Genomic DNA, 12,453 nt, shown 5'->3' with positions numbered 1-12,453 from the left:
AGTGGTCCGGTCAGTTCTCGGCCGCCGCGAGCTGCCCGCACGCGCCGTCGATCTCCTGCCCGCGGGTGTCGCGGACGGTCACCGACACCCCGTGCGACTCCAGCCTCCGCACGAACTCGCGCTCGTCCTCGGGGCGCGAGGCCGTCCACTTGGACCCCGGGGTGGGGTTGAGCGGGATGAGGTTGACGTGCACCAGGTGGCCCCTGAGGAGCTTGCCGAGCAGGTCGGCCCGCCACGCCTGGTCGTTGATGTCCTTGATCAGCGCGTACTCGATGGAGACGCGGCGGCCGGTGGTGCCCGCGTAGCGCCAGGCGGCGTCCAGGACCTCGTCGACCTTCCAGCGGGTGTTGATGGGCACCAGTTCGTCGCGCAGCTCGTCGTCGGGGGCGTGCAGGGAGATCGCGAGGCGGACCTGCATCCTCTCGTCGATGAGCTTGTTGATCGCGGGTACCAGGCCGACCGTGGACACGGTGACCCCGCGCTGGGAGATACCCAGGCCGTTGGGGACGGGGTCGGTGATGCGGCGCACCGTCTGGAGCACGCGCTTGTAGTTGGCCATGGGCTCGCCCATGCCCATGAACACGATGTTGCTGATGCGGCCCGGGCCCCCGGCGACCTCGCCGTTGGCCAGGTCACGGGCGCTGGCGACCACCTGGTCGACGATCTCCCCGGTGGAGAGGTTGCGGGTCAGGCCCGCCTGGCCGGTGGCGCAGAACGGGCAGTTCATGCCGCACCCGGCCTGGGAGGAGATGCACAGGGTGACGCGGTCCGGGTAGCGCATGAGCACCGACTCGAACAGCACCCCGTCGAACGCCTTCCACAGGGTCTTGCGAGTCATGCCGTTGTCGCAGGTGATGTGGCGCACGGGCGTGAGCAGGGTGGGCAGCAGCGCCTCGCCGAGCCGCTCCCGGGAGGAGGCGGGCAGGTCGGTCATGGCCGAGGTGTCCGACACCAGGGAGCCGAAGTAGTGCTGGGCGAGCTGCTTGGCCCGGAAGGGCTTCTCGCCCAGTTCACGGACGGCCTCGGCCCGCTCCTCGGGGCTGAGGTCGGCCAGGTGCCGGGGAGGTTTGGCACGACGGGGTGCGACAAAGGTGAGCTCGGCGGGCATAGACAGTCCGTAGGAAGTGGAAGTCGGTGGTCTGGCGCCCGGGCGCGGACGGCGGCGGAACGTGTCGTTATACGACCTATACGCCGCCGCGGTGCAGCTCCGCCTGTCAGGGCACTACCGTCGATTCTACGCACTGCGCGGACGGGTCTGACGGGCCCGTCCGGCTACGACGACCGGGGATCGGTGTGTGGGAGGGCCGGTGACAGGGATCGACGTCCTGCTCGACGAGATCAGCCCGTACCAGAGCCGACGTGTCGTCGTCGAGTGCGACTCCCACACCACGGCCGCCTACCTGCTGGACGCGCGCGGGCGCATCCGCGTCCCGGTGTGGCTGGCCAACCACGAGATCGCGCCGCGCACGAGCGAGTCCGGCGGGCTGTACGAGGGCCGGGCCCCGCTCATGCCCGAGGCCTACACCAAGCACCCGCAGGGCCGTCCCCGCTTCGACCCCGACCGTCTGCGCGCCGTGTGGTTCGAGGAGGGCGACGGGGTCGCCCTGGTGGACGAGGAGGGGCTGCTGGCCGTCATCCCCGGCTGGGCGGAGGCCGACAGCGGGCTGCCGGGGTACGCGCGCGAGGCGATCGGCCGCAGCGCCTACGCCTGGGAACTGGACTCGGTGCGCGGGCAGCTGTGGCCGCGTGTGGTGCACGCCGAGGCCTACTGGGACTGGCGGCGCGCCTCGGGCGCCTGGCGCAGCGTGCAGCGCACGGTGCTCAGCCACCTCAACCGGAACGTGGGCGAGCCCGGGCACTACTGGGACGTCTCCGACGGCCACCCGCCGCTGCTGCGGGTCTCGGAGCGCCCGCCCACCGCGGACCGCCCGTACACGGTGCTGTCCACGGTCGGGATGTGCGGCCAGCGCATGCCCACCCTGGACCGCTACATGGCCAACACCTCCCAGCACGCCCGGGTGGAGCTGGCCCTGGCCACGACGCTGCCGGCGCACCACGCCGCCCGCGTCTTCCGGTGGATCGGCGCCTTCCCCTGGCGGGCGGTGACCTGGTTCGGCACCGGACACACCGTCAAATGGCTGGACAACCCCGAGGACCGGGCCATGCGCGGCGGCGCGGGAGCCGTGCTGCTCCTGGAGGACCCCGCCGCCCTGGTCACCCGCCCCGAACACCGGCCGCCGGACACCGCCGGGCTGTCCTTCCAGGGCGACCCCGTGCGGTGGCTGTGGATCGTGCCGATCACCCGCCCCGAGCACCTGTTCGCCAAGGAGCACGACAGCGCCACCCTGGTGGAGAAGCTGGCCGCCGAGGGCCGCAGCTGGGTGCTCGGCTAGGCAGTGTTTTTTGGGCCTCCGCTTCGCTTCGTCCCACCCGTCGCCCGCCACCACCCTCAACGGACGCCTACGGCGCGGTCCTTCTTGTGTCCGGGCGCCCGAACCACCCCCCACAAGCTGGAGCCCGTCCGAGAAACAGTCTCCGGCTGAGATCCGGGTGTCCCGCGAAAACCCGTTGACACTCCCCGGGGAGGGCGGGATCGTCGCTGCCGTTCCGGTTCGGGCGAGCGAAGGCGGGGTCACGGGACCATGGTGCGCACCGGCGGCGAAGGCGCGGGACTGACGGCACCGCTCGCGCATCCGGCCTTCCGCGGACTGGCGCTGGGCCGGGCCCTGATGGCCCTGGGCAACGGCATGGCGTCGGTGGCGCTGGCCTTCGCCGTGCTGGACGTGACCGGCTCCCTGACGGGCGTGGGACTGGTGGTGGGCGCGCGCTCGGTCGCGAACGTGGCGCTGCTCCTGCTCGGCGGCGTCATCGCCGACCGGCTGCCGCGCGCGCTGGTGCTCCAGGGCGGGTGCGCCCTGGCCGCGGCCTCCCAGGCGCTCCTGGGGACGCTCCTGCTGACGGGCACCGCCTCGCTGTCGCTGATGATCGCGCTGAGCCTGGTCAACGGCGCCGCCGCGGCGGTGAACCTGCCCGCGTCCGCGGCGCTGACCCCGCAGACCGTGCCCCGGGAACTGCTGCGCCAGGCCAACGCGGCGATGGGCGTGGGCGTCCAGGGCGGGATGTTCCTGGGGATGTCGGCGGGCGGCGTGGTGGTGGGCCTGCTGGACGCGGGCTGGGCGATCACGGCGGACGCGGCGCTGTTCGCCTGCGCCGGGGCGGCCTTCCTGTCCGTACGGGCTGCCCGGTCGGAGAAGCCCGTGGACACCGGGGACGCGAACGTGCTGCACGACCTGCGGGAGGGGTGGAGCGAGTTCGTGTCGCGGCCCTGGGTCTGGATCATCGTGCTCCAGTTCATGGTCGTCAACGCGGGCTGGTCGGCGGCCACGGCCGTGCTGGGGCCGGGCATCGCCGACGAGACCTTCGGCCGGACCGCGTGGGGCCTGCTCATGGCGGCCAACAGCGTCGGGCTGCTGGCTGGCGGCGTGCTGGCGGCCCGCTGGCAGCCGCGGCGGGCGCTGGTCTACGGCGCGGCCCTGATGACGGCGCACGCCGTGCCCTTCCTGGCCCTGACCGGGCCGTCGCCGCTGCCGGTGCTGTTCGCCGCGATGTTCCTGGCGGGTGTGGCCGTGCAGCAGTTCGACGTGGCCTGGGAGGTCGCTGTCCAGGAGAACGTGCCGCGGGAGAGGCTGTCGCGGGTGTACTCCTACGACGCGCTGGGCTCGTTCGTGGCGATGCCTCTGGGGCAGATCGCGATCGGCCCGTTCGCCGAGCGCTTCGGCCCGGCCCCGGCCCTGGTTCTGGTGGCCTCGCTGACGCTGCTGGCCACCCTGGCCGCGGTCTCCTCGCGCAGCGTGCGCACCCTGACCCGCGCCTAGCTGGCGATGCCGCGGCGGTCCCGGGCCTGGGCCAGCACGCGGTGGAGGCGCGCGACGTCCTCGTCGCTGAAGCGCTCCACGAAGCGCAGCAGGGTGGCCCCGGTGTCGGGCCCGGTGCTGAGGACCTCGTCCATCATCCGCGCGGTGTACTCGGCGTGCGACTCGCGTGGCCAGTACGTCCAGGCGCGGCCGGTCTTCTCCCGGTCCAGCAGCCCCTTGTTGAAGAGGATGTTGGCCACCGTCATGACGGTCGTGTAGGCCACGTCGCGGTCGTAGACCATGCTCTCGCGGACCTGGCGCACGGACAGCGGCTCCTCGGACCGCCACAGCGCGTCCATGATGGCCGCCTCCAGTTCACCCAGACCCCTCATGGCCTCCCCGCCCGTCGCGTCCTCGGTTCCGAGGATCGTAGACACGAGGGGGCCTCCCGCGTGGGAGAACTCCGGAGAGCACACAGATCCGTACATCCTCGGCACCGGTCACCGGCGTTTCACCAGCGAACGCGCGTCCAGACACGAGGGAAAGAGCGTTCGCGGCCGGGCCCGGGCCCCTCCCGCCCGCTGGGAAGACCGGCGGAGGGAGCCCGGCCGTCCTGCCCGGCCGCTCGCACCCCTCCGACGGAGGCCCGCCCCGGCGGGTTCCCCAAGAAGCACCGTGTTACACGCCACATCCGACATGGCCGGTCGCGGCCAACATCTTCACATCGCGAAACCCCTGCAAAACCCCGCAAGTCAGGCACTCAAGCGACGCTGGGCTTTGTTACTCACACGTAGCGCCAACGTTGATGTGAAAGAATGTTACCTATCTCCTAGTTTCCACAACGTCAGCGTTCCCCGTGCGGAGGCCGGTACAAGTAGCCTTGTACCCGACGAGTGCTGGCCAGGCCAGATGCTTCTCCGTATGCGCGGAACAGCTCCCGCGTTCGTTTCTTGAGCCCGCCTTGCCAGCAGCCACCCGTCTTCCTACACATTCACAAGCGAGCTGCGGAAGTGGGCGATCTCCGCCGTGTCGTCTGAGGCGTCTCAACCCCTGACAGATTTCGGTCCCAACGAGTGGTTGGTCGAGGAGCTTTATCAGAAGTACTTGAACGACCCGAACTCCGTTGACAAGGCCTGGTGGAACTTCTTCGCGGACTACAAGCCCGCGGAGACTGCTGGCACGAAGGGCGGGAGCGGCGCGAAGGCGCAGGGCGAGAAGGCCCCCGCGGCCTCCGCCCCGAAGAAGAAGCCGACCGTCCCCGCGGCCCCAGCCTCCAAGGCAAAGAGCAAGGACGACAAGGAGGGCAAGGACGAGGCCCTCCAGGTCAAGCAGGAACGGCTGCGCGGCGCACCCGCGCGGACCGCGACCAACATGGAGTCGAGCCTGGGCCTGCCCACCGCCACCAGCGTGCGCGCGGTGCCGGTCAAGCTGCTCTTCGACAACCGCATCGTCATCAACAACCACCTCCGGCGCGGCCGTGGCGGGAAGGTCTCCTTCACCCACCTCATCGGCTACGCCATGGTCAAGGCCCTCAAGGCCCTGCCGGAGATGAACCACTCCTACGCGGAGGTGGACGGCAAGCCCGGCGTCGCCAAGCCCGAGCACGTGAACTTCGGCCTGGCGATCGACCTCCAAAAGCCCGACGGCTCCCGGCAGCTGGTCGTGCCCTCCATCAAGAAGTCCGACGAGATGGACTTCACGGAGTTCTGGAGCGGCTACGAGGACCTGGTCCGCAAGGCCCGCACCAACAAGCTGGGCGTGCCGGACTTCCAGGGCACCACCATCAGCCTCACCAACCCCGGCGGCATCGGCACCGTGCACTCGGTCCCGCGCCTGATGCCGGGCCAGGGCACCATCCTGGGTGTGGGCGCGATGGAGTACCCGGCCGAGTTCCAGGGCGCCTCCTCCGACACCCTGGCCGAGCTGGGCATCAGCAAGGTCATGACGCTGACCTCCACCTACGACCACCGCATCATCCAGGGTGCGCAGTCCGGCGAGTTCCTGCGCCGGATCCACCAGCTACTGCTGGGCGAGGACGGTTTCTACGACGAGATCTTCAACTCGCTGCGCATCCCCTACGAGCCGGTGCGCTGGGTGCAGGACATCCACGTCAACAAGGCCACCCAGCTCGACAAGACCACCCGGGTCCAGGAGCTGATCCACGCCTACCGCGTGCGCGGCCACCTGATGGCCGACACCAACCCGCTCGACCACGAGCAGCGCAAGCACCCCGACCTGGACGTGCTCGAACACGGCCTCACCCTGTGGGACCTGGACCGCGAGTTCCCCACCGGGGGTTTCGGCGGCAAGCAGGTCATGAAGCTGCGCGACGTGCTGGGCGTGCTGCGCGACACCTACTGCCGCACGGTGGGTATCGAGTACATGCACATCCAGAGCCCGGAGGAGCGGGAGTGGATCCAGGCGCACGTCGAGCGCGAGCACGAGAAGCTCGACCGCGACGAGCAGCTGCACATCCTGCACCGGCTCAACAGCGCCGAGGCCTTCGAGACCTTCCTCCAGACCAAGTACGTGGGCCAGAAGCGCTTCTCCCTGGAGGGCGGCGAGTCGCTGATCCCGCTGCTGGACGGCGTGATCTCCAAGGCCGCCAGGGCCGAGCTGGACGAGGCCGTCATCGGCATGGCCCACCGCGGCCGCCTGAACGTGCTGGCCAACATCTGCGGCAAGTCCTACGGGCAGATCTTCGGTGAGTTCGAGGGCAACCTCGACCCGCGCAGCGCGCACGGCTCCGGCGACGTCAAGTACCACCTGGGCACCGAGGGCACCTTCGAGACCCACGACGGCGACAAGATCCAGATCACCCTGGCCGCCAACCCGTCCCACCTGGAGACGGTCGACCCGGTGGCCGAGGGCATCGTCCGCGCCAAGCAGGACGTGCTCAACAAGGGCCCGCAGGGCTTCACCGTCCTGCCGATCCTCATCCACGGCGACGCCGCGTTCGCCGGACAGGGCGTGGTCGCCGAGACGCTGAACCTGTCGCAGCTGCGCGGCTACCGGACCGGCGGCACGGTGCACGTCATCGTGAACAACCAGGTGGGCTTCACCACCTCGCCGTCCGACAGTCGCTCCAGCGTCTACGCCACGGACGTGGCGCGGATGGTGCAGGCGCCGATCTTCCACGTCAACGGGGACGACCCCGAGGCCGTGGTCCGGGTCGCGCACCTGGCCTTCGCCTACCGCCAGGCGTTCAACAAGGACGTCGTCATCGACCTGGTCTGCTACCGGCGCCGCGGCCACAACGAGGGCGACAACCCCGCCTTCACCCAGCCGCTGATGTACGACGTCATCGACGCCAAGCGCTCCACCCGCAAGCTGTTCACCGAGTCCCTCATCGGACGCGGCGACATCACGGTGGAGGAGGCGGAGTCGGCGCTGCGCGACTACCAGTCCGAGCTGGAGCGGGCCTTCACCGAGACCCGCGAGGTCGAGAAGAAGCCGATCGAGCCCGGCGCCGTGGTCAAGCCCGAGGTGTTCACCGAGGGCCGCCTGGAGCACTCCGCGGTCGAGACGGCGATCAGCGCCGAGACGGTCAAGCGGGTCATCGACACCCAGGTGTCGCTGCCCGAGGGCTTCACGCCGCACCCGCGGCTGGCGCCCCAGCTCTCGCGCCGCGCGACGATGGTCGAGACCGACGCGATCGACTGGGCCACCGGTGAGCTGCTGGCCTTCGGGTCGCTGCTGCTGGACGGCCACCCGGTCCGCCTGGTGGGCCAGGACAGCCGCCGCGGCACCTTCGGCCAGCGCCACGCCACGCTGATGGACCGCGAGACCGGCGAGACCCACACGCCGCTCAAGCAGTTCGACGACGGCATCACCCGGTTCCACGTGCACGACTCCCTGCTGAGCGAGTACGCGGCCCTGGGCTTCGAGTACGGGTACTCGCTGACCCGTCCCGACGCCCTGGTGATGTGGGAGGCGCAGTTCGGCGACTTCGTCAACGGCGCCCAGACCATCATCGACGAGTACATCAGCGCGGGCGAGCAGAAGTGGGGGCAGCGCTCCAGCGTGACCCTGCTGCTGCCGCACGGCTACGAGGGCCAGGGGCCGGACCACTCCTCCGCCCGCATCGAGCGGTTCCTGCAGCAGTGCGCGCAGGAGAACATGACGGTGGCCTACCCGAGCACCCCGGCGAGCTACTTCCACCTGCTGCGCTGGCAGGCCAAGTCGCCGCTGGAGCGCCCGCTGGTGGTGTTCACGCCCAAGTCGCTGCTGCGTCTGAAGGCCGCCGCCTCGGCCACCGCGGACTTCACCTCGGGCCACTTCGAACCGTTGGTCAAGGACGACTCGATCGCGTCGGACAAGGTGCGGCGCGTGGTGCTGTGCTCTGGCAAGATCTACTACGACCTGGACGCGGCGCGCCGCAAGAGCGGTGACAAGCACACCGCGATCATCCGGGCGGAGCGGCTCTACCCGCTGCCGATCGAGGAGATCCGCGAGCAGCTCAAGGCCTACCCCAACGCGGGCGAGGTCCTGTGGGTGCAGGAGGAGCCGGCGAACATGGGCCCGTGGCCCTTCGTCGCGCTGGTCTTCTCCGAGCAGCTCGACCGTCCGTTCACCCGGATCTCGCGTCCGGCCTCCTCCGCGCCCGCGGCCGGTTCGGCCAAGCGCCACGAGGCCGAGCAGCGGGCCCTGGTGGACACGGTCTTCCCGCCCGCCGACTAGCGGTCGGGCCTGCGAGCACGTAGAGGGAACAGCGTGTACTACACCGATCGCGGAATCGAGGAGTTGGAGAACCGCCGCGGCGGCGAGGAGGTCAGCTTCGCCTGGCTCGCCGAGCAGCTGCGGGCGTTCACCGACATGAACCCCGAGTTCGAGACTCCGGTCGACCGGCTGGCCACGTGGCTGGCGCGGCTGGACGACGAGGACGACGAGTAGGGGCCGCCTGAGGGGCCCGGGTCACACGACCCGGGCCCCTTCGCCTGTTCGAGGCCCTGCCCGCGACGGTCTCGGGGTTTCCCCGGAGGTCCCCCTGAAACACCTCGCCGATCCGCGACATATCTTGAGTTCGCCGCAGACGCGACATATCGTGAGAACACGGAGCGAGCGAAAGGGGCCGAGCACGATGGCACGTTGGACCATCGACAGGCCGATGACCCAGACCCTGGACGGCATCGTCGCGTTGCGGGTCCGGATCATTGGGGGCCACGTCAACATTCTTCCCACCGACGACCCGGTCACCTTCGAGGTCACCGACATCGTCGGCGAACCCCTCCTGGTCACGCAGGAGGCGGGCATCCTCACCATCCACTACGAGGACCTCACCAGCCAGGGACTCCTGGACCGGCTGCGACCGGTCCAGCTCAACGGCTACAAGAGCATGCAGCACCGCAGGGCCACCGTGAACCTGCGGCTGCCCAAGGACTGCCCGGTCGAGGTCAGCACGGTCAGCGCGCCGATCGTCGCCGCCGGGCTCAGCGCCCGCAGCCAGCTGCGGACCGCGACCGGGGAGATCACCCTGGACGACACCTCGGGCGAGACCGAGATCAACACCGTCTCGGGGAGCACCGCCGTGCGCGATCCCCACGGCAGCCTCAAGTTCAACAGCGTCAGCGGCCAACTGGCGGTGGCGGGCGGACGGCTGTCCGCGCTGAGCGCCAAGACCGTCTCCGGCCAGCTGCTGGCCGACACCGGCGTCGCCCCGGCGGGGCGGGTCCGGCTCACCTCGATCTCGGGCGAGATCGCCCTGCGGGTGCCCTCCGAGACCTCGGCGACCGTGGAGCTGCGCACCGCGGCCGCGCCCGCCAAGTCCGACTTCGGGCTGGACCGCCGCAGCGCCCCGGCCAGGACGGTCCTGAGCGGGAGGATCGGCAGCGGTGTCGACCCCGCGTCCATCACCATCAACTCCGCGTCCGGACGGACGGCGCTGCTGCGGCGCGCGCCCGAGGCCCCGGCCGCGATCCCCGAGGGGGCCTGAATGAGCACCATCTTCGGCCACGGCAGACTACGGCTGTACCTGCTCAAGTTGCTGGACGAGAACCCGCGGCACGGCTACGAGATCATCAGCCTGCTCCGCGACCGCTTCCTCGGCGTGTACTCGCCCTCTCCCGGCACGATCTACCCCCGGCTGGCGCGGCTGGAGGAGGAGGGGCTGGTCACCCACACCGAGGAGGGCGGCCGCAAGGTCTACAGCCTCACCGACAAGGGCCGTGAGGAGCTGCGCGAGCGCGAGAGCGACCTGAACGACCTGGAGCGGGAGATCACCGACTCGGTGCGCGACATCGCCCGCGCGGTCAAGCAGGACGTGCGCGCGACGATCAGCTCGCTGCGCGACGAGCTCAAGTTCGCCTCCGGCGGGACGCGCCGCTCCGGGACCGAGGCCTCGGGTGAACCCGCCGGGACCACTGGGACAGCTGGGACCGCGGAGCCCGGCGACTCCACCGCCTCGGAGGAGGCCGGTCGCGGCGGGGAGGGGACGGACGCGTCCGGGGACTCCGGTGAGCGACGCGAGCAGACCGGACCGGGCTGCGATGACGGCTCTCGGTGGTCCCGCGAGTGGGAGCGCTTCACACAGGGCTTCGGCGCGTTCGGCGCCGCCTGGGGCGGCAGGCGCGATTCCGAGCGCCCGTCTCAGGGCCCGGAGTTCGAGCGCGCGCTGCACGACTTCGGCGACCGCGTGCGCGACGTGGTCCGCGAGGCGGGCCACGTCGGGGAGGCCGCCGCCGTCGACCTGCGGCGCATCCTGGACGACACGGTCGAGGTGATCCGCCGGGACATGCGGCACTGGGGCCCGCCCGCCGACCGCGCGGAGGAGGCCGGCGGCGACACCGGCGGGGCCGCTCCCACCGAGGAGGGGGCCGCCGCCCCCGAGGCGGGGAAGGAGGGACCCACCGCTCCGGAGCGGCCCGGGCCTTCCGAGGACGAACCCGCCCCGGAGGACGGGACGCGTCCGAAGCCGTCAGCCGACCCCTGGAGCGAGGCGGTCGACGACCCCGGCGACGGCAGGTAGGCGGTAGGCCGAGGGGCCCGGAGGGCGGCGCGGGGGCGCGCCCTCCGGGCCCCGTCGTGTCCGGTATGTCTAACCGCGGACGACGCCGTCCTCACGGGCCTGGGCGGCGACCGCGGCGGCGACCGCCTTGGCCACCCTCTCGTCGAAGGGGCTGGGGATGATGTAGTCGGCGGACAGGTCGTCGCCGACCAGACCGGCCAGCGCGGTGGCGGCGGCCAGCTTCATGTTCTCGGTGATGTCCGTGGCCCCGGCGTCGAACGCGCCCCGGAACACGCCCGGGAAGGCCAGGACGTTGTTGATCTGGTTCGGGAAGTCGCTGCGCCCGGTGGCGACCACGCTCGCGTGCCTGCGGGCGACGTCCGGGTGCACCTCCGGGTTGGGGTTGGCCATCGCGAAGATGATCGCGTCGTCGGCCATGGTGGCGACCACGGACTCGGGGACCTCGCCCGCGGACAGGCCGATGAACACGTCGGCCCCCTCCAGCGCGCTCTCGATGGACCCGCGCAGCCCCGCCCTGTTGCTGATGGAGGCCAACTCCTGCTTGACGGGGGTCAGGCCCTCGCGACCGTCGTAGATCATGCCCTTGGAGTCGGCCACGGCGATGTCGCCGATCCCGCCGTCGATGAGCATCTTGGTGACGGCCACGCCCGCGGCGCCCGCGCCGGAGACCACGGCGCGCAGGTCGGCCAGGGTGCGCCCGGTCAGCCGGGCGGCGTTGTGCAGCGCGGCCACGGTGACGATGGCGGTGCCGTGCTGGTCGTCGTGGAAGACCGGGATGTCCAGGCGCTCGCGCAGCTGGCGCTCGATCTCGAAGCAGCGGGGCGCGGAGATGTCCTCCAGGTTGACCCCGCCGAAGGAGGGCGCCATACGCACGACGGTCTCGACGATCTCGTCGACCCCGGTGCAGCCCAGCGCGATCGGCACGGAGTCGACGTCGGCGAACTGCTTGAACAGCAGCGACTTGCCCTCCATGACCGGCAGGGAGGCCTCGGCGCCGATGTCGCCCAGGCCCAGGACCGCGGTGCCGTCGGTGACGACGGCGACCAGGTTGCTCTTCCAGGTGTAGGTGTCGACGAGCTCGGGGGACTCGGCGATGGCGTCGCAGACGCGGGCGACGCCGGGGGTGTAGGCGAGGGAGAGCCCCTCCTGGTCGCGGACGTCCACGGACGAGGTCACGTGGAGCTTGCCGCCGCGGTGCATGGCGAAGGCGGGATCGTCGTCACGACGCGGATTCTGGGAACGCGAAACGGTGGTCACTGCTGAAAACCCCTCAGGTCTTGCGTGTTCCACCCGACCGTCGGCCATGACGGGGGCGGACCCGGCGGTGGTGCGGACCGCGCGCGAAGACGTGACGATTGCTAGGGGGCCCTCCTCGGCGCCGGTCGGCCATGACCGGTGGTGTCGCCGGGGAGAGTCGTTCTTCGCCGGACTCCTATACGAGTTGCTGCGCGGCCGCCTCTCACGGGGATGACCCGTTACGCAATCCTCTCACAACGGTGACCACAGGAACATCGCGGGTGGGCACCATGGGACGGCACCGGCTCATGAGCTTTAAAAGAAGAATGTCCCGAATGTCGTTCCGGTTCGGGCGGTCGGGTCACGAACCCGCCTCCCGCCAGGCGTTCCGCGCCCCTG

At 70.8% G+C, this 12,453-nt stretch carries 9 protein-coding genes; 6 read left to right on the top strand and 3 right to left on the bottom strand.

The window, feature by feature from the left end; translation table 11 throughout:
• Positions 1–10: 10 nt before the first annotated feature.
• Positions 11–1,108, bottom strand: coding sequence for a dual-specificity RNA methyltransferase RlmN (gene rlmN, locus ACSIH6_RS27490; RefSeq protein ID WP_435111237.1), 1,098 nt, complete (start codon positions 1,106–1,108; stop codon positions 11–13).
• A gap of 199 nt (positions 1,109–1,307) precedes the next feature.
• Between rlmN and ACSIH6_RS27485 the strand changes: the two genes are divergently transcribed.
• Positions 1,308–2,393: a suppressor of fused domain protein gene (locus ACSIH6_RS27485; RefSeq protein WP_435111236.1), complete on the top strand. Its 1,086-nt coding sequence runs from the start codon at positions 1,308–1,310 to the stop codon at positions 2,391–2,393.
• 249 nt (positions 2,394–2,642) lie between these two features.
• Entirely contained in the window at positions 2,643–3,875 is a 1,233-nt protein-coding gene (locus ACSIH6_RS27480) for an MFS transporter (protein ID WP_435111235.1), read from the top strand.
• Here the strand turns inward: ACSIH6_RS27480 and ACSIH6_RS27475 are convergent.
• Entirely contained in the window at positions 3,872–4,246 is a 375-nt protein-coding gene (locus ACSIH6_RS27475; protein ID WP_435111262.1) for a BlaI/MecI/CopY family transcriptional regulator, read from the bottom strand. The two genes, ACSIH6_RS27480 and ACSIH6_RS27475, sit on opposite strands and share 4 nt — an antisense overlap.
• A gap of 634 nt (positions 4,247–4,880) precedes the next feature.
• On the opposite strand from ACSIH6_RS27475, the gene ACSIH6_RS27470 reads away from it, so the two are divergent.
• The 4 genes from ACSIH6_RS27470 (at position 4,881) to ACSIH6_RS27455 (ending at position 10,818) form a co-directional block, all read left to right on the top strand.
• Positions 4,881–8,534 carry a multifunctional oxoglutarate decarboxylase/oxoglutarate dehydrogenase thiamine pyrophosphate-binding subunit/dihydrolipoyllysine-residue succinyltransferase subunit gene (locus tag ACSIH6_RS27470; protein ID WP_435111234.1) on the top strand — a complete coding sequence of 1,218 codons (3,654 nt, stop codon included), beginning with the start codon at positions 4,881–4,883 and terminating at the stop codon, positions 8,532–8,534.
• A 33-nt stretch (positions 8,535–8,567) separates the two neighbouring features.
• The gene (locus ACSIH6_RS27465; RefSeq protein WP_013154687.1) at positions 8,568–8,747 is read left to right on the top strand and encodes a DUF6104 family protein; all 180 of its coding nucleotides are present in this window, start codon (positions 8,568–8,570) and stop codon (positions 8,745–8,747) included.
• A 187-nt stretch (positions 8,748–8,934) separates the two neighbouring features.
• Positions 8,935–9,786 carry a DUF4097 family beta strand repeat-containing protein gene (locus ACSIH6_RS27460; protein ID WP_435111233.1) on the top strand — a complete coding sequence of 284 codons (852 nt, stop codon included), beginning with the start codon at positions 8,935–8,937 and terminating at the stop codon, positions 9,784–9,786.
• Positions 9,787–10,818: a PadR family transcriptional regulator gene (locus ACSIH6_RS27455; RefSeq protein ID WP_435111232.1), complete on the top strand. Its 1,032-nt coding sequence runs from the start codon at positions 9,787–9,789 to the stop codon at positions 10,816–10,818.
• A 69-nt stretch (positions 10,819–10,887) separates the two neighbouring features.
• Here ACSIH6_RS27455 and ACSIH6_RS27450 read toward each other — a convergent pair whose 3' ends face one another.
• Positions 10,888–12,018 (bottom strand): NAD(P)-dependent malic enzyme, encoded by a 1,131-nt coding sequence (locus ACSIH6_RS27450; protein ID WP_435111261.1) that lies wholly within the window; start codon positions 12,016–12,018, stop codon positions 10,888–10,890.
• Positions 12,019–12,453 lie beyond the last annotated feature (435 nt).

The organism is Nocardiopsis synnemataformans, from assembly GCF_965343085.1.
GTDB lineage: Bacteria > Actinomycetota > Actinomycetes > Streptosporangiales > Streptosporangiaceae > Nocardiopsis > Nocardiopsis alborubida.
This window is presented reverse-complemented; position numbering and strand designations above follow the sequence as displayed.